The organism is Verrucosispora sp. WMMA2121 (assembly GCF_027460185.1).
Taxonomy (GTDB): domain Bacteria; phylum Actinomycetota; class Actinomycetes; order Mycobacteriales; family Micromonosporaceae; genus Micromonospora; species Micromonospora palythoicola.
Genome location: NZ_JAPZBH010000006.1, coordinates 2,199,795 through 2,217,312 on the forward strand (window position 1 = coordinate 2,199,795; position 17,518 = coordinate 2,217,312).

Consider the following 17,518-nt stretch of genomic DNA (forward strand, 5'->3'; position numbering starts at 1 on the left):
CCTCGCCTCACCACTCAAACGGAGGGCGCCAGGTGTGGGGTTGCCCGCCAATCGAATCGGCCCGATCACTGGTGGCGCGCTCCTGACGAGCACCGAACCCCGCCCCAACAGCTATGTCCTCGGGGTAGCGCAGGGAGCCCCCGCCCGCTTTCGTGCTCAGCGGTCGGTGACGCGGCCGATGGCGGCGGCGACGCCGCCGACCCGGTCGGCGAGCAGGCCGAGCGCGCCGACCGCCCGGTCGACCGGGTCGTCGCCGGCCCCGCCGAGCGCCCGCGAGCGCTGGAAGGCGTCCTTCACCTCGGCCCAGCGGGCGGCCTGCTCCGGCGTGAGCCGGCCACGCAGCTCGGCGAGCTTGAGCAGGTTCGCCTCCGCGCCGGCCGCCAGGGTCTGCGCCTCACCCAGGTAGTGGTCGTCGATCACCGCCTCCAGCTCCTCGTCGGTGAGCACCGGGACGATCCGCTCGGCCAGCTTGTTCATGTTCCGGTACGACCCCTGGAGCTGGAACGGCGGTTCGGTGCGGGCGTCGTCGGACTGCGCCGCCGAGGCGATGTACGCCTGGTTGTTGGCCAGCACCACCTGCTGCACCCGCAGCAGCTTGCGCAGCACCGAAACGACCTGCTCCAGCTCCACCGGCTGGTACGGGTGGGACAACTGGTCGGCGCGGACCGTGTCGTCGCCCCGGGCCATCCGCACCAGCAGCTCCAGGTCGGCGCGGTCCCGCCCGGACAGCGGTGCCAGCACCGGGTTCGCGGTGAGCGCGTTCTCGACGTAGCTGAGCGCGAAGACCTCCTCCCGCCCGGAGAGCACGTCGCCGAGGTTCCACACGTCGGCCCGGTTGGCGAGCATGTCCGGCACCCGGAACCGCTTCCCCGACTCGGTGTACGGGTTGCCCGCCATGCACACCGCGAACCGCTTGCCGCGCAGGTCGTACGTGCGGGTCCGGCCCGCCCAGACACCCTCCATCCGGCGTTGCCCGTCGCAGAGCGAGATGAACTTCTGCAACAGCTCCGGGTTGGTGTGCTGGATATCGTCCAGGTAGAGCAGCACGTTGTTGCCCAGCTCAAGGGCGAAGGAGATCTTCTCGACCTCCTGCCGGGCGGTGGCGTCGGGTGCCTCCGCCGGGTCCAGCGAGGTGACCTTCGAGCCCAGCGCCGGCCCGTTGACCTTGACGAAGACCAGGCCGAGCCGGCTGGCCACGTACTCCATCAGGGTGGTCTTGCCGTAGCCGGGCGGTGAGATCAGCAACAGCAGGCCGGACTGGTCGACCCGCTTGCCGTCGCCGGTCGCGCCGAGCTGCCGGGCCAGGTTGTCGCCGATCAGCGGCAGGTACACCTCGTCGAGCAGCCGGTTGCGGACGAAGGCGTTCATCACCTTCGGCCGGTACTCCTCCAGCCGCAACCGCTCCCGCTCGACCTCCACCAGCGCGTTGCGTCGCCGCTGGTAGTCCCGGTACGCCGGGACCAGGTCGGTGCGGAACGCGCGGGTCCGGGCCAGCGTCTCGTCCAGCCGTACGTCGAGAGTGGAGCCGTCGATGCGCGGATGCGCGCCGAGCAGGTCGCCGACCGTCTCCGTCATCGTCGCCGCGCTGTCCTCCCGGGCCAGGTCGGGGCCGCACAGCTCGACGGCGACCGCCTCCGGCAGGTCGTACCCGGACAGGCCGCCGTCGTCGGTGGCCAGGAAGGCGGTCAGCCACGCCTCGACGAGCTGGTACCGGCCGGCCAGGTCGTCACCGAGCGCCCGCAGGTCGTCGTCGAACTCGCGGGAGGAACGGGACTGCGGGCCACCGAGCGCCCGGCGGAACCGGTCCAGCAGGGTACGCGCCCCGCCACCGGTGACGAACCGCACCGGAGGAGCGGCGAGTTCGGCGAACAGGTACTCCCCGGCGAGCGCGCTGCCACCGGGCGGCACCGGCAGTCCGGCCTCGCGCAGGAACACCTCGATCGCCTCGGCCAGTTGACCACAGAGCAGGTCGGCGGCGTCCGCGCCGTCCGGGCGACCGAACCGCGCCCGGGCCCGGGCCAGCGAGGCGGCGCGTGCCGTCCAGGTCGACCGGGTCGACTCGTCGGTGGCGTACCGCCAGAAGAGTTGGGCGGCGGCGCGGTCGGCCGGCGGATAGCGCAACAGTCCCGCGCCGGCGTGCAGGCGCAGCAGCACCCGCAGGATCTCGGCCGCGTCGTGGTCGTGCACGCCACGCTCATATCCCTCGTCGTAGCGGGTCTCGGCGATCCGCCGGACCAGCTCCCGCAGCCCGTCGGCGTCCACCGCCGCCGTGTGCAACTCGTCGAGGTCGGGCCCGTCGCGACCGGCCTCGGCGGCGGCCAGGATCGCGGTGGCCAGGTACTCGGCCCGGTACACCTGCGCCGACTCGGAGACCAGCAACTGGTCCCAGAACCGTCGGGTCTGCTGGAACTCCTCGTCGCGTACCGGGGCGCGGTAGTCGGTGCCGGTCACCGCCACCACCATCCGACCCTCGGCCGGCACCACCGCCACGTCGATCGGTTGGGTGTTCACCGCGAAACGGTGCCGGCCCAGCCGGATCGTCTCGCCGCCGTCGGCGTACAGGTCGAGCCGGTCGCGCAGGCCACGCCCGGCCTCCTGGCGGGCGGCCCGGACCCGGCCGTCCAGCTCCTCGGCCCGCACCGCGTCGCCGAGGGTACGCAGCTCCTCGACCACCGCGCGCAGCTTGTCCACCATCGGATCGGCCGCGAAGTAGGTGTTGATGTCGTCGAGCGAGCCGAGGGTGCCGGCTCGCCGGTGCACGCTCACCAGGATCCGTTCGGCCGAGGCGACGAGCCGGTCGGCCCGGCGGGCCCGCTCGTCCAGCAGCGCCTGCTTGCGGGAGGAGAACGCCTCGTAGATGTCGGTGCGGCGGGTGGCCAGTTCGGCGAGGAAGTCGTCGAACTCGCCGAACCGGGACTCCAGCTCCTCCACCCGCAGCAGCAGCCGACCCAGTTGCTCGTCGCAGCGCTCGGCGGTGTCCGCCGCCGCCAGCGCACCGGTGACCGCCTGCCCGAGCAGGGCGAACTCGGCGGCGAAGCCGGCCCGGCCCTCCGCGGCGGCCAGCTCCCGGCGGCGCTTGTCCAGCACGGCGCGGGCCCGGTTGACCGCGCCCAGCACCTCGCCGACGCGGCCCAGGATGCCGGTGCGGACCGTCGCGTCGGCGATGTCCAACCCGCCGACCACGTCGGTGATGGTCTGCAGTCCGTCGGTACGCGCGGCCAGTTCGTCGTGGACGGTGCCCGCCTCGGCCACCGTGCCGATCTCGGCGGCCTTCGTGGCGAGCCGCGCCACCTCCTGCTGGTAACCGGTGAACGCCTCGTCGCGGCGCAGGAACTCCACCGCCCGGCGACCGGCCACCGCCAGTTCCTCGTCGAGTCGACCGGCCAGCTCGTCGATCCGGGCGTGATCGACGTAGCGCAGCTCCCGCAGCGTCTCCAGGTGCCCCCGGGCGCGGCGCAGGCCGCCCAACTGGGTGACCCAGTCGTCGGCGGTCAGCGGCGCCTCGCCGCGCGCCCGGCGGGCCAGCGACGCGATCTGCTCGGCGCTGTCGTCCAGTTCGGCCCGGGCCCGCTCGGTGAGGGTCCGGACCTTCTCGTGCTCCTCCAGCACGGCCGCGGCGGTGCGACGCAGCCCGGCCAGCGGGGTGGCCAGGTCGCCGAGGTCGTCCTCGCCGAGCCAGTGGTAGTGGTCGGTGATCCGGGCGCAGGCGGCGAGCAACGCGTCGTAGACCTCGGCGGTGGCGGTGCCGTCGACCATCCGGGCCGCCGAGAGGCAGTCCGAGATGCCGCGTACCAGGTCGGCGTTGCCGACCCGCTCCAGCGGCCCGGTGCCGGCCGGCTGCGCCGCCGCGTACGCGTCCGAGACGTACGGCGTCTGCCAGACCTGCATCGGATGCACCCGGGTCGGTTCCTCGGACACGGCCCGGAACACCACGAGGGTGCCGTCGTCGAACAGCGAGAAACCGTGGCACGGGATCGGCGCGGCCACCTCCTTGCGGATCGCGTTGTACGGCAGCAGCAGGCTGCGGCCGTCGGCGCGGGCGTGGAAGACGTAGAGCACGTCCTCGCCGTTGGGTGAGCGCACCACCCGCTCGAACTCCAGCTCCGACACATCGGTGTCGAAGGTCCTGGTGACGCCGGTGACCAGGTGGTACCCGCCCGGGAAGATGATGCCGTGGTCCTCCGGAAGCCGTTGGCAGGCGACGCCGATGCCGTCGAGCCGGACCACCTCCCGGGTGAGCGTGTTGAACACCAGGTGCCGCCACTGCGTCTCCTTGTACGGCCGCAGCCGCAACAGGATCAGCGGCCCCACCCGGGCCCAGTGCACGTCGGCGTCGGCGAGGCTCTGCAACGGCTCGTCCACCGGCTCGCTGTAGACACCCTCGCCGACCTCGGTGTTGTTCTCCACCTTCACGGTCAGCGTGCCGCCGACCGTCTCCACGAAGACCTGACCGTCGATCGAGATGTGCGGGTGCCGGCCGAGGACGTGGTCCTCGCGGGTCGTCTCGGTCCACTCGAAGTCGTGCGACGGCGGGAAGACGTGGTCCCGCTCGCCCCGGCTGTCCAGGTACTCGGGCACCCCGTCGACGCCGACCCGCCACCGCAGCACCCGGATGTCCTCGGTGCGCGGCCCGGTCTGGAACACCGCCAGCAGCCGACCGTCGACCCGACGCAGTTGCAGCAGGCGGGCCTGCCGGTAGTAGCGGTACAGCTCACCGAAGTCGCGGACGAACTGCGGGTCGCGGAGCAGGCCGGGCAGCTCGTCGTGGCCCGCCTCGTCGAACCGGAACCCGGCCACCGCCGGCCCGTCGGCACCGCCGTCGCCGGGTTTTCCGGGCTCGCGACCGAACCGGTGCAGCGAGAAGACGTCGTCGACGGTGGTCTCCGGCTTCAACCCGATGAAGACGTTGTAGCCGAACAGCATCAGCCCGCCCACCGAGACGATGTCCCGGGGTACGCAGTTGTGCTCCGTACGGATCCGCTCGGTGCTCAGCAGCCGCAGCTCGGTGCTGCCGAAGACCTCCAGTCGGCGGACGTTGAGCGCCTCCGCCCGGCGGGCCAGCTCGGCGGCCTGGGTGGCGAGCCGCCGCCGCAGCACCTCGTAGCTGCCGTCGTCCAGTCCCGGCCGGGTACCGGCGTCCGCGGCCCCCGGCCCGGTCGGATCCGGGGCGGCCGGAGCCGGTCCGGCGTCGCCGGGCGTACGCCCGACGGCGGCCGGACCGGTGGTCGGCTCACTCACCGGCGCGCTGCCGTGGGCCGGTCAGGGCGGCGACCGGAGTCTCCGCCACGCCGAGGCGTTGCGCGGCCTTCAGCAGCTCCTGGAGCTTGCCCTTGTCCCCGCCGCCGGAGCGCATCTGCTGCATCAGGAACGCCGAGAGGGTGAGGTTCTGCACGTCGGCGCTGTCGATCGAGCCGACCATCCGGGCCAGGTCGTCGGTGAAGCTGGCGGTGCCGTCCAGCCACGGCTGGGCGAGATTCTTCGCCACGTCCGAGTGCGCCACGAAACCGTCCACGCTCTTGCCGTACGAGATCGAGCTGAGCAGCCGGTCGAAGAACACGCTGTCGCCGCCGACGATGTCGATGTTCGCCTTCTCCAGGCCGGTGGCGACCAGCTTGGCCTGTGCCTCGGCGACCTGACGCTGGGTGTCCAGCCCGGCCAGCCGGACCTCCTTCTCCAGTTCCAGGCGCAGCCGGTACTCCTCGTGCTCCCGGGTCGCGTCGTCGAGCGCGGCCATCGCGGCGGCCTTCTCGGTGAGACCCTCGGCCTCACCCTTCAGCTTCTCGCGCACCGCCTCGGCGGCGGCCACGGCCTTCTCCCGCTCGACGGCGGCCTCGGCGCGTCCGACCTTCTCGATCGCCTCGGCGCTGCGCTCCTGGACCTGCACGTCGGCCAGGCCGGCCGCGGCCGCCTCGGCCTGGACGCCTTCGGCCAGCCGGATCTTCGCCCGGGTGTCCAGCTCGGCGGCCTGCTGCCGGGCCTCGGCCAGCACCAGTTCCTCGCGGGCCTTGTGCTTCGCCGCCGCCTCGGCGGCCTCCGCCGCCTTGATGTCCTTGACCAGGTTCTCCTGCGCCTCGGCCTCGGCCTGGATGACAATCGCCTGCCGGGTCCGCTCGGCCTCCTCGACCACCCGCAGCCGCTTGATGTTCTCCTCCTGCTCGGCCACGGTCTTCTCCACCGCGATCCGCTCCCGGATCACCTCGGCGATGGCCCGCTTCTCGGCCTCGACCTCCTTGTCCTTGGCGATCGTGCTCAGCTCGGTCTCCCGGTCCCGGCCGATCACCTCCAGCAGGCGGTCCTTCTCGATCCGCTCGGTCTCGATGGCGATGACCCGCTCACGGTTCTTCTCGGCGACCGCGATCTCCCGGGCCCGGTTCTCGTGCTGGATGCCCAACTGCTCGTCGGTACGGATGTTCGCGGTCTCCGCCCGCAGGCGTTCCTCCGCGCGTACCCGGGTGACCTCGGCGTCCTCGCGGGCGCGTACCGTCTCGATCTCGCGGCGCTGCTTGGCCTCGGCGTCCGCCTGCCGGCGCTCCAGCTCCAGGATCGCCTCCCGGGCGTCGACGTTCTGCCGGGTGATCTCCTTCTCCTCGCTGCGGCGGAACTCGTTGGTCCGCACGTGCTCCAGCGCGGTCAGCTCGGTGATCTTCCGGATGCCCTGGGCGTCGAGGATGTTCTTCGGGTCGAGCTGCGCCATCGGCGTCTGCTCCAGGAAGTCGATCGCCGCGTCCTCCAGGCTGTAGCCGTTGAGGTCGGTGCCGATCACCCGGATGATCTGGTCCCGGAACTCGTCGCGCTTGGTGTAGAGGTCGACGAAGTCGAGCTGCTTGCCGACCGTCTTGAGCGCCTCGGAGAACTTCGCGTTGAACAGCTCCTGGAGGGTCTCCCGGTCGCTGGCCCGCGCGGTGCCGATCGCCTGCGCCACCTTGATGACGTCCTCGACGGTCTTGTTGACCCGGACGAAGAAGGTGATCCGGATGTCCGCCCGGATGTTGTCGCGGCAGATCAGACCCTCGTTGCCGGTCCGTTCGATGTCGATGGTCTTGACCGAGATGTCCATGGTCTCGGCCTTGTGCAGGACGGGCAGCACGACCGCGCCGGTGAAGGTCACGTCGACCCGCCGCACCTTGGACACGATCAGGGCCTTGCCCTGCTCGACCTTCCGGAACAGCCGGCTGACCATGAACACCACGCCGAGCGCGACGAGCAGGACAACGGCGAGGAGTACGCCTATACCGGTGGTGATGACATCCATGGCTGGGCGCGCGTGCGATGGCGACCGGCCGAGGCGGCCGGACGGGACGCCGCGCATCCTCCTTTCGGGGCGGCTCAGGGGCAGCGTGGGGCGGGCCGGCCTAAGGGGGTGGGCCGGCTGCGCTCGGCGGATTGGTGGTGAGCTATTCGGGTACGTGTCTCAGCGGATCGAAGGCGGGTCCGGCGGGCATCACCCAGAAGAACTCGCCGTCGGTGTCGTAGTCGTAGATCAACGCGGAGCTGCCGGCCGGCATCCGCTCCTCGCCCGGCTGCCGGATCTGCACCACCGCCGACGAACCGTCGGCCGCGGTCACCTCGGCCTGACCGAAGTCGGCGGTGACCGTACCGGTGCGCACGACACAGAGGCGACCGACGAAGGCGTGCCGGGTGGCGTCCGTCTCGGTGGGGAAGAGTCGGCTCAACGGCACCGCGACCAGCCGGGTCACCAGCCAGGCGCAGGCCGCGGCGCCCAGCAGGACACCGACCGAGACGACGATCCGGGTGCCGGAGCCGAGCCCGAGACCGTCCAGCAGGGCGGTGCCGGCGAGACTGACGAACCAGGCCACCGCCACGAGCAGGGAGAAGATGACGGCACTGGGCACACCGCCCAGGCCGAGACCGGCCAGCACGGTGCCCGGTACGCCGTCGACGTCGAGGTCGTCGCCGAGATCCAGCACGCCGGTCAACACCAGCAGCCAGTAGCCGACGACCACCACCAGAAGGAAGCTGAACAGCACGGTCGGAAAGCTGAGCGCCGCACCGAGAAAGCCGGTCACCGCGTCCTCCCTCCCCGTTGCGATGGCCCTGGCCGGCCACCGGCACGATGATCGTGACACGGGATGTCAACGCCCAACGGTGGCCGATCGGCCGGTCCAGCCGGCCTGAACGGCCGCTCAACCGAGATTGACCTCGATCAGGGCGTCCAGCGTCGACCACCGGGTCTCCGCGTCTGCCGCCGTCACCGCCAGGAACCAGCAGCGCCCGTCCGGTGCCCACGCCGACAGGTACGCCGTGGACGTCGCCGGCTCATCCGTGGCCAGCACCTCGGCACTGGTCGGGACGGTCACCTCGCGCGGTGTGCCGGGCAGGCCCGGTGGAGCCTCGAAGTCGGTCACCGCGACCACCCGGGAAACCGGGCCGGTTCCCTCGTACGCCGACCGGGTGCCGGCCGGCACCACCTCCGGCCGGGCCATCCGCAGCACCGCGTCGGTGGCGTCGACCGGCCGCAGACCGGGCGGCAGGCCCCGCAGCCCGGGTGCGACCGGGCTGGCCGGCGGTCCGGCGGGGGGCGGCGCAGGTTCGTCGTGCCGTGCCGTCACCGCCATGAGCACCGCCAAGCCGACGACCGCGCACGAGGCGAGCGCGGCGGCGGTGGCCCGCACCCGGCGACGACGGCGCAGCCGGGCCCGCACCGCCGGCAGCGGGTCCGGCGCGGGCGACCCGGACTCGGTGGTCCACACCCGACGCAGCGCGTCCCGGACGTCGGTCATCCCGCCGCCTCCACTTCCGGGCGTACCCGGGTGATCGGCAACCCGTCCCGCACGGTGTCGAGGGCGCGATGACGCAGCGATCGCACGGTCCCCGGGCGGCGCCCGATCGCCGCCGCGATCGACTCGTCGTCCAGATCGTCCAGATAGGTCATCACCAGCACCACCCGTTGCAACGGGGCGAGCCCGGCGAGCAGCCGGCGCAGGTGACCGTCGTCCGGCCCACCGGCCTCGGCACTCACCGGCCTTCGGGCGGTCGGCAACGACCGGACCCGACGGGCGATCGTCCGCAGCCGGCTCACGTGCAGCCGGACCATGGCGACCTTCGCGTACCCGAGCGGACTGCCGTCGGCCAGGAGTCGCTGCCACGACGTGGCCACCCGCACGTAGGTCTGCTCGAGGAGTTCCTCGGCCCGGCCCGGATCGGCGGTGACGGCGCGGGCGTACCGACGCAGCGTCGGTGCGGACTCCCGTACGAACGTCTCGAACTCGTCGGCGTCCATCCCACCTCCCTCACCGGTTAGAGACGCCACCACCGGTGCGTCGAGTTGCACGGTCGGCGGTTGGCTTTCACCAACGGACGGGACGCGTCACGGCAACGGTGCGGCGAGCACCCTCAGCACCGGTGGGGCGGACCGGCAGGCGCCCATCAGCCGGGCAGGGTGATCAGGCCGTCGATGGCGGCGGCGGCGATGTCCCGGCGATAGTGCGATCCGGGCAGCTCGATTCCGCGTACCACCTGGTAGGCGGCGTCGCGGGCGGCGGCCAGGTCCGGGCCGGTGGCCGTACCACAGAGGACCCGGCCGCCGGCGGAGAGCAGGGCGCCGTCGGCGGCCCGGCGGGCGGTGCCCGCGTGGATCACGCCGGGCTGTTCGCCGCCGGTGATCACGTCGCCGGTACGCGGCCCCGCCGGATAGCCCTCGGCGGCGACCACCACCGTTACCGCGGCGCCGGTACGCCAGCGCAGCGGCGGATGGTCGGCAAGGGCGCCGGTGGCGGCGGCGTGCAGCAGCCCACCCAGCGGCGTCTCCAGCAGCGCGAGCACCACCTGGGTCTCGGGGTCACCGAAGCGGGCGTTGAACTCGATCACGCGGGGGCCGTCAGCGGTGATCGCCAGCCCGACGTAGAGCAGGCCGGAGAAGGGCGTGCCCCGGCGGCGCATCTCGGTCAGCGTCGGGTGCACCACGTCCCGCATGACCTCGTCCACCAGATCCGGCGGCGCCCACGGCAGCGGCGCGTACGCCCCCATGCCGCCGGTGTTCGGCCCGCTGTCGCCGTCGCCGACCCGCTTGAAGTCCTGCGCCGGCAGCAGCGGCACCGCCGTCTCGCCGTCGGTGACCACGAACAGCGACACCTCGGGGCCGGCGAGGTACTCCTCGATCACCACGCGACCGCACTCGCGGGCGTGCGCCTCGGCTGCGGCGCGCTCGTCGGTGACCACCACGCCCTTGCCGGCGGCGAGCCCGTCGTTCTTGACCACGTACGGCGGGTCGAACCGGTCCAGGGCGGCGGCCGTGCTCGCCTCGTCGGTGCACGGGTAGGCCCGTGCGGTGGGGACACCGGCGGCGGTCATCACCTCCTTGGCGAAGGTCTTGGAGCCCTCCAGGCGGGCCGCCTCGGCCGACGGCCCGAAGACCGCGATGCCCTTTGCCCGAACCGCGTCGGCGACCCCCGCGACAAGTGGCGCCTCCGGCCCGATCACGACCAGGTCCGCGCCCACCTCGACGGCGAGCCCCGCCACCGCCACCGGATCGACCGGGTCGACGGCCTGCAGCTGCGCCACCGCCGCGATCCCCGGATTGCCAGGTGCCGCGATCAGCGCCTCGACGGACGGATCATCGGCCAACGCCAGGGCGAGCGCATGCTCCCGCCCACCACCACCAAGAAGAAGAACCCGCACGCCGAGTCATCCTACCGACCCACCCCGACATCCCGTTGATCATGAAGTTATTGCCCTCGACACGCCGTAACTTGGGCGACAACTTCATGGTCGGCCGCGCCCGGCGGCCATCTGCATGGCTTGTCGCACCGTCCAGGGGATGTACTCGGCCTGGAGCGTGTCGGCCCAGGTGAAACGAAGGACCGCCCAACCCGCGTTGAGCAGTCGGTTCTGTCGACGGCGATCAGCGAGGACAGCGGCGGGAGCGCTGTGCGCCCCCTTCCCGTCAGCCTCCGCGATGACCCGGTGCCGCCGCCAACCCAGATCACCGATGCCGAGCAGATAGCCATCGTGGTCTCGTACCTCTATCTGGAGGACGTCGGGCGGGACCCGGCCGTCAACGCACCGCAACCGGGTGCGCGTCTCCAGCGGAGACTGTGCCCGGCAGTCCGCCTCGGTGAGGTAACCACGGGCCGCCACCGCCCCGCGCCGTCCCCGGATGAGGCGATGGATGGTGGGCAGATCGTCATCCCGGACCAGCCCCTGGTTGAGCGCGGAGTCGACGAGGCACACCGCCGGGTAGCGGGGCAACCTCAGGATGAGATCCGCGACCGTTCGTACCGGCACGGTGGCGGCGATCCCGGCGACCTCAACGAGTTGTGTCGGCTCGATCACGAGTTGGTGCAGCGTCACCTGCGGATCGTTCGGTCGCACCGGCCGCGCGGCGACGCCCGGAACCGAAACGTGGATCTCCTCTGACCTCTGGACGCCGGCGATGTCGTACAGCTCGGCGGCCGTCGCCAACACCGCAGCGGCACCGGGGCCGAATGACGCGACCGCTGCCCTGATCCGCGCCCGGCGCGGCACCCCGTCGTGCAGATCAGCATCGACCAGGTAGGCACCTCTGGCCACCGTGCGCCACCGGCCGGCGCGGCAGAGCCGATGCACCTCGTGCACTGTCAGCCCGGCGGCACGGGCCTGTGCCAACGTGACCACTGAGTCCTGTGTGGCCGCCACCCGTCGGACCACCGTCAACGCATCCACCCGACCGACTGTCCAGGCCCACAGAGATCGACAAAACCCCCTGTGGATAACCAGCCCCCACCTGTGGATAACCCCACCACCCTCGCGGGTTGATCATGAAGTTATTGCTCCCGACACGCCGGCGGATTCTAGGGTTCAGTGCAACTGATCTTGGTTGTGCTGGAGGTGTTGGTGGCCAGGCCGGGTGTGGTGACGTTCGGGCATCGGCAGGTGTTGGAGCATTTGTGGGGGTCGGGGCGAACGATCTCGCAGATCGCGGGGCTGTTAGGCGTGCCGGTGTGCACGGTGTCGCGGGAGGTCGCGCGGTATCACAGTGCGCGGCACGGGACGAAGAATCCGCTCGGGCGGTCGTTGCCGCCCGGGCGGGCTCGTCGGCCGTATCGGTGGGGGTATCAGGCGCAGTGGGCGCAGCGGCGGGCTGACGCGGCTCGGCGGCGGCCGCAGGCGTCGAAGCTTCGGCCGGGCACGCGGCTGCGGCACACGGTGGCGGGGAAACTGGCGCGTAGGTGGTCTCCGAAGCAGATCGCCGCGTGGTTGCGGGCCACGTACGCCGACCGTCCGGAGTCACAGGTGTCCCACGAGACGATCTACCAGGCGATCTACGTGCAGTCGCGGGGCAACCTGCGCGCGGAGTTGGGTCGGCAGGTGGCGCTGCGTTCGGGTCGTACCCAGCGGCGCCCGCAGTCACGCGCCGCGGGTGCCGCCCGTCGCCGGCGGCCCTGGATCGGGGATCTGCACATCAGCACCCGGCCCGCGGAGGCCGCTGACCGGGCCGTGCCCGGGCACTGGGAAGGTGACCTGGTCATCGGCAAGGCCGGCGCCTCGGCGATCGTGACCCTGGTCGAACGCAGCACCCGCTACGTGATGCTCGGCGCCCTACCCAACGGCCGTGACAGCGAAGCCGTCATCGCCGTGCTCACCACCCTGGCCACCCGGATGCCGGCACACCTGCGCCGGTCACTGACCTGGGACCAAGGCACCGAGATGGCCACCCACCCGAGATTCACCGTCGCCACCGGCTGCCCGGTCTACTTCTGCGACCCCCACAGCCCCTGGCAACGCGGCAGCAACGAAAACACCAACGGCCTACTGCGCCAGTACTTCCCCAAAAGCAGCTACGACTTCCGCACCATCGACCAGACCGGCCTGGACGAGGTCGCCCACGAACTCAACACCCGACCCCGCGAAACGCTGGACTGGGACACCCCAGCCCAACGCCTCGCGCACCTCATCGCTCCCTAACGATTGCACTCACCCCTTGACCCCAAGGCCGTACCGGTGACAACAACTTCATGATCAACGAGGCTGGTGGGTACGCGGTGGTTAGGGGAGGAGGGGGTGGCGGGTTACGTTTTCTTCGCGGCCGGGGCCTACGCCTACGACGCTGACGCGGGCTCCGCAGAGTTCTTCGATGCGGGCGATGTAGCGTTTGGCGTTTTCGGGGAGGTCGTCCTCGGTGCGCGCCTTGGTGATGTCTTCCCACCAGCCGGGGTGCTCTTCGTAGATCGGGGCGGCGTGGTGGAAGTCGGTCTGGGTCATCGGCATGTCGTCGACCCGCTTGCCGTTGATCTCGTAGCCGACGCAGATCGGCACCGTGGGCAGGCCGGTGAGCACGTCCAGTTTGGTGATCACCAGATCGGTGACCCCGTTGACGCGGCAGGCGTACCGGGCGACGACCGCGTCGAACCAGCCGCAGCGGCGTTCCCGACCGGTGGTGGTGCCGTACTCGTGGCCGACCTTGCGCAGGTGCTGGCCGTTGTCGTCGAACAACTCGGTGGGGAAGGGCCCCGAACCGACCCGGGTGGTGTACGCCTTGCTCACCGCGATCACCTTCGTGATCGCGGTCGGTGGGATGCCGGTGCCCACGCACGCCCCGCCGGCCGTCGGATTGGACGAGGTGACGAAGGGGTAGGTGCCGTGGTCCATGTCGAGCATGGTGGCCTGGGCACCCTCCAGCAGGACGGTGTCGCCACGGTCCAGCGCGTCCCAGAGCATCGCCCGGGTCTCCGCGATGTACGGCCGCAGCCGCTCCGCGTACTCGAGGTATTCCTCGATGGTGGCGTCGACGTCGATCGCCTTGCGGTTGTAGACCTTGAACAGCACCTGGTTCTTCTCGCGCAACGCGAGTTCCAGCTTCTTGCGCAGGATCCCCGGGTCCAGCAGGTCCTGCACCCGGATGCCCATCCGGGCCACCTTGTCGCCGTACGCCGGGCCGATGCCCCGCCCGGTGGTGCCGATCCGCGAGCTGCCCAGGTACCGCTCCACCACCCGGTCGAGCGCCCGGTGGTGCGGCATGATCAGGTGCGCGTCGCCGGAGATCCGCAGCCGGGACACGTCGACACCCCGCTCGGCCAGGCCGTCGATCTCGCTGAGCAGCACCTTGGGGTCGACCACCACGCCGTTGCCGATGACGATCACGGCGTTCGGGGAGAGCGCGCCCGACGGCATCAGGTGCAGGGCGTACTTTTGCCCGTCCGGGGTGATCACCGTGTGACCGGCGTTGTTGCCGCCGGAGAAGCGGACGACGTAGTCGACCCGCCCACCCAGCTGGTCGGTAACCTTGCCCTTGCCCTCGTCGCCCCACTGGGCACCGAGGAGCACGATCGCTGGCATCTTCTCGCCTCCAGAAGGCTCGGGTGCCAGATGGCGACCGGTCAGCGAGCCCGGGGTGTCAGGCTAACAAGTAGTGACGGCGCGACCGGCAGGGGTCGCGTCGGCAACAGCAGGAGGCGCTACCCGTGTACGACGTGGTGCTGCTCACCCTCGGCTCCGAGCGGGACGCTCCGGGAGCCGCGTGTGGCAGCGGCGGAGCCTGCTGTGGTGGCGGCACCGACGCCGCCAAGGAGCGCGAGGAACGCTGCGAGACACCACGCGTACCGGTGCTGGCCTGCTCCGATGCGCTGACCGCCCGAGGTGCCCGGGTCGAGACGGTGACCGCCCGGTCGGACGCGGAGATCGACCAGGTGCTGGCCCGGCTGGACGGGCCGCCCCGCCCCGACGGGCTCACCTGGCCGGACGCCGATACCAAGACCCGGCTCGTGGTCGCCGTGGCCGGTGACGCACAGTTGCGCGCCGTGCTCCGCCGCATGGTGCGCCGGTACGCCCCACCGCCCAGTCGCCGCCCGACCGACCTGGCCGGCAACCGGACGATGCCGGACCTGCCACCGGTCGGCGTACTGCCGCTCGATCCGGCCCGGGGCACGACGCACCGCGACCTCGCCGCGCAGTTGGGGCTGCCCCGCGACCCGGCGGCGGTGGCGGCCGCGGTGCTGGACGGCTCACCACGCCGACTCGACTTGCTGCGCCACGACGGCGGCTCGGTGACGCTGGACGGCGTGCTGCTCGGTGCCGCCGGTGAGGACGGCACCCCGCTGCCCTGGCGCGGCCGGGTCGAGGTGGACGACGCCGTGCTGTCGAACGGCGACGAACCGTTGCTCGCCTGCGCGATCGGCAACGCGGGCGGCTACGCCCGGCTCGACGACGTGACGCTGCTGGCCGGCCCCGACCCGACCGACGGCCTGGTCGAGGTGGCGGTGGCCGTACCGGTGGTCACCCGGTCCCGGTGGGGTCGGCGCCGGGTACGCCTGGAGGTCCGGCGGGCCCGCGGCCGGGCCGCGTCGGTGCTGCCCCGGGACGAGGCGGCGCTGCCGTATCTGGACGACGGTGTGGCGGGGCAGCTGACGCGCAAGCGGTCCTGGTGGACCGAGCCGGGTGCCTGGGCGGTCTGGACGGCCTGATCCGAGCCGGCCGGCGCACCGGAGGCCCGGGTCGGCCACTGGGCCTATCCTCGTCAGGAGGAATGGGGAGGACACCGTGGTGGACGACAACGCCGACCGGGTGCACGTGCCCGGCCAGCATGGCATGCCGGAACGGGACATCGAACCACTCTGGCCGCCGGAGCAGATCGACGGCTTCGGCGCGCCGACGTGGGCTGCCCCGCCGGTGCCGCCCACCGTGCCACCTCCGCCCATGCCGCCGTCGCCCGCGCAGCCGACCGATCAGCCACCGGTCACGCAGCCGACCGACCAGCCCTCGGTCGCGGGACCGGCGTACCGGCCCGCCACTACCGGGCCGCAGCACGCCCCCGGACGGCCGACGTACGCGCCCGGTGCACCTCCGTCGCCTGCGGACTATCCGTCGTTGACGAACGGCGCGCCGACCACCACCGGCTGGGAGCCGGCACCCCGACCCGGGCCCGGCCAGGTCGATCTGGACCTGCCCTTCACCCTGGACCCACCCACCGCCGTCGCGCCCACCCAGGACGACGGGCCGACCGACGCGGATCCCCAGGGCCTGGCGGACGACCCGGCGAACGTGGCCGACACCGGTGCCGGCGACGATGCTGCGCCGGTGGTCCGGCCGGAGCCGGTGGCCCGACCGCAGACGGAGTCGCCGTGGGCACATCCACCGCAGCGTCCCGGATCCGACCCGGTCGCGTCCGCCGAAACCTCGGTCGGGCCGCCCCGCCCCACCTGGGCCGGGCCGGCCCAACCGCTACCACCGATTCCGCAGCCGCTGCCACCCCAGCAACCCGGCCCGTACCCCTTCGTCGCGCCGCAGCACGGCAGCGCCCCGGTGCCACAACACGGCAGTGCCCCGGTGCCGCAGCCCGGTGCTCCGCTGCCGCCCGTGTCGTCGGACGCCGAGGTGCCGCCCGCGTCACCACCCGCCGGCCCGCAGCCGGTGGATGCCGGACCCGGTGGGCCGCCGCAGCCCGAGCCGCCCGCCCCACCGTCGTACGCGCCGGCGCCTCCCGGTCCGTTCCCACCACAGCCGGCCTGGCATCCCGCGCCGTGGCAGCAGGGCGCGCCGCCGACCATGCCGCCGGCACCCCAGCAGCCCTATCCGCAGACCAACAGCGCGCCACCGGCGCCGTCGGCCTACCCGGAGCCGGCCTGGAATCCGGAGGCCGGTGCGGCGCCCACCGCCGAGGACTTCGCCCGCCGCCGGCAGGTGCGCCCCGCCGACCCGGTCGCGACGACCGGGCTCCGCGCCGTGGTCAACAAGACGGGCCTGGTGAAGCTCCCGCCGGGCCGGCACGAGCTGGAACGCAAACGGGACATCGAGATGGTGCGCCGCAACTTCGGTGGGCTGCGGCAGGTCACCGTGGTCAACCCGAAGGGCGGTGCCGGCAAGACCGTCGCCATCCTGCTGCTCGCGATGACCTTCGGTCAGAATCGCGGTGGATACGTGCTGGCCTGGGACAACAACGAGACGCAGGGCACCCTCGGCATGCGCGCCCAGCAGGACTTCCATTCGCGTACGGTCCGGGACCTGCTCCGGGATCTCGGCCAGTTCCACGGCGCGCAGGGGCGGGTCGGCGACCTGTCCCAGTACGTCCGCTCACAGGGCGAGGGGATGTTCGACGTGCTCGCCTCCGACGAGTCGGCCACCGGCGGTGAGATGCTCACCGCCGCCGCCTTCGGCGAGATCCGCGAGGTGGTCAGCCGGTTCTACAAGTTGATCTTCGTGGACACGGGGAACAACGTCCGGGCACAGAACTGGCAGGCCGCCATGGACGCCACCGACCAGCTGGTGGTCACCATGTCCGCCCGGAACGACTCGGCGGAGACCGCCGCCCGGATGCTCGACCACCTGGAACAGAGCGGACGGCACCGGCTGGTCCGGCAGGCGGTCACGGTGGTCTCCATGCCACCGTCCCGCAAGGAGATCGACCTGCCGGCGATCCAGGAACACTTCGCCGCGCGTACCCGGGCGGTGCTGCTGGCGCCGTACGAGCGGCTCATCGACACCGGCGAGCCGCTGCGCTACGCGCACCTGTCGACCGCCACCCGGGACGCCTGGCTCAAGATCGCCGCTTCGGTGGCCGAGGGCCTGTAGCGGCCACCGTCGCGCG

General features: G+C 72.1%; 11 protein-coding genes. 3 read left to right on the plus strand and 8 right to left on the minus strand.

Going from position 1 to position 17,518, the window contains the following annotated elements:
* Positions 1-156 precede the first annotated feature (156 nt).
* From O7605_RS19025 to O7605_RS19055, 7 genes are all read right to left on the minus strand, one after another.
* Positions 157-5,238, minus strand: coding sequence for a DNA repair ATPase (locus O7605_RS19025; protein WP_269740418.1), 5,082 nt, complete (start codon positions 5,236-5,238; stop codon positions 157-159).
* Complete coding sequence (locus tag O7605_RS19030) at positions 5,231-7,252, minus strand: SPFH domain-containing protein (RefSeq protein WP_269740419.1); 2,022 nt, start codon at positions 7,250-7,252, stop codon at positions 5,231-5,233. Before O7605_RS19030 ends, O7605_RS19025 begins: the two co-directional genes overlap by 8 nt.
* A gap of 142 nt (positions 7,253-7,394) precedes the next feature.
* Positions 7,395-8,027, minus strand: coding sequence for a hypothetical protein (locus O7605_RS19035; protein WP_269740420.1), 633 nt, complete (start codon positions 8,025-8,027; stop codon positions 7,395-7,397).
* 117 nt (positions 8,028-8,144) lie between these two features.
* Positions 8,145-8,741 (minus strand): hypothetical protein, encoded by a 597-nt coding sequence (locus O7605_RS19040; protein ID WP_269740421.1) that lies wholly within the window; start codon positions 8,739-8,741, stop codon positions 8,145-8,147.
* Positions 8,738-9,241, minus strand: a complete 504-nt coding sequence (locus tag O7605_RS19045) for an RNA polymerase sigma factor (protein ID WP_269740422.1) — start codon at positions 9,239-9,241, stop codon at positions 8,738-8,740. Before O7605_RS19045 ends, O7605_RS19040 begins: the two co-directional genes overlap by 4 nt.
* Positions 9,242-9,387: 146 nt before the next feature.
* Positions 9,388-10,638: a phosphoribosylamine--glycine ligase gene (gene purD / locus O7605_RS19050; RefSeq protein WP_269740423.1), complete on the minus strand. Its 1,251-nt coding sequence runs from the start codon at positions 10,636-10,638 to the stop codon at positions 9,388-9,390.
* 84 nt (positions 10,639-10,722) lie between these two features.
* Positions 10,723-11,661 carry a type IV toxin-antitoxin system AbiEi family antitoxin domain-containing protein gene (locus O7605_RS19055; protein WP_269740424.1) on the minus strand — a complete coding sequence of 313 codons (939 nt, stop codon included), beginning with the start codon at positions 11,659-11,661 and terminating at the stop codon, positions 10,723-10,725.
* Positions 11,662-11,799: 138 nt separating this feature from the next.
* Between O7605_RS19055 and O7605_RS19060 the strand changes: the two genes are divergently transcribed.
* A complete protein-coding gene (locus tag O7605_RS19060) occupies positions 11,800-12,903 on the plus strand; it encodes an IS30 family transposase (RefSeq protein WP_269737567.1) in 1,104 nt (367 codons plus the stop codon).
* Positions 12,904-12,984: 81 nt separating this feature from the next.
* On the opposite strand, the gene O7605_RS19065 is transcribed toward O7605_RS19060, so the two are convergent.
* Positions 12,985-14,274 carry an adenylosuccinate synthase gene (locus O7605_RS19065; RefSeq protein WP_269740425.1) on the minus strand — a complete coding sequence of 430 codons (1,290 nt, stop codon included), beginning with the start codon at positions 14,272-14,274 and terminating at the stop codon, positions 12,985-12,987.
* A gap of 125 nt (positions 14,275-14,399) precedes the next feature.
* Here O7605_RS19065 and O7605_RS19070 point away from each other — a divergent pair, with 125 nt between their 5' ends.
* The gene (locus tag O7605_RS19070; RefSeq protein ID WP_269740426.1) at positions 14,400-15,398 is read left to right on the plus strand and encodes a hypothetical protein; all 999 of its coding nucleotides are present in this window, start codon (positions 14,400-14,402) and stop codon (positions 15,396-15,398) included.
* A 76-nt stretch (positions 15,399-15,474) separates the two neighbouring features.
* A complete protein-coding gene (locus O7605_RS19075) occupies positions 15,475-17,502 on the plus strand; it encodes a MinD/ParA family ATP-binding protein (protein WP_269740427.1) in 2,028 nt (675 codons plus the stop codon).
* The last annotated feature ends 16 nt before the right edge of the window (positions 17,503-17,518 follow it).

Coding starts and splice junctions, on each gene's coding strand:
- O7605_RS19030 (WP_269740419.1), bottom strand. CDS start 7,252: ATGGATGTCATCACCACCGGTATAGGCGTACTCCTCGCCGTTGTCCTG.
- O7605_RS19040 (WP_269740421.1), bottom strand. CDS start 8,741: ATGACCGACGTCCGGGACGCGCTGCGTCGGGTGTGGACCACCGAGTCC.
- O7605_RS19045 (WP_269740422.1), bottom strand. CDS start 9,241: ATGGACGCCGACGAGTTCGAGACGTTCGTACGGGAGTCCGCACCGACG.
- O7605_RS19065 (WP_269740425.1), bottom strand. CDS start 14,274: ATGCCAGCGATCGTGCTCCTCGGTGCCCAGTGGGGCGACGAGGGCAAG.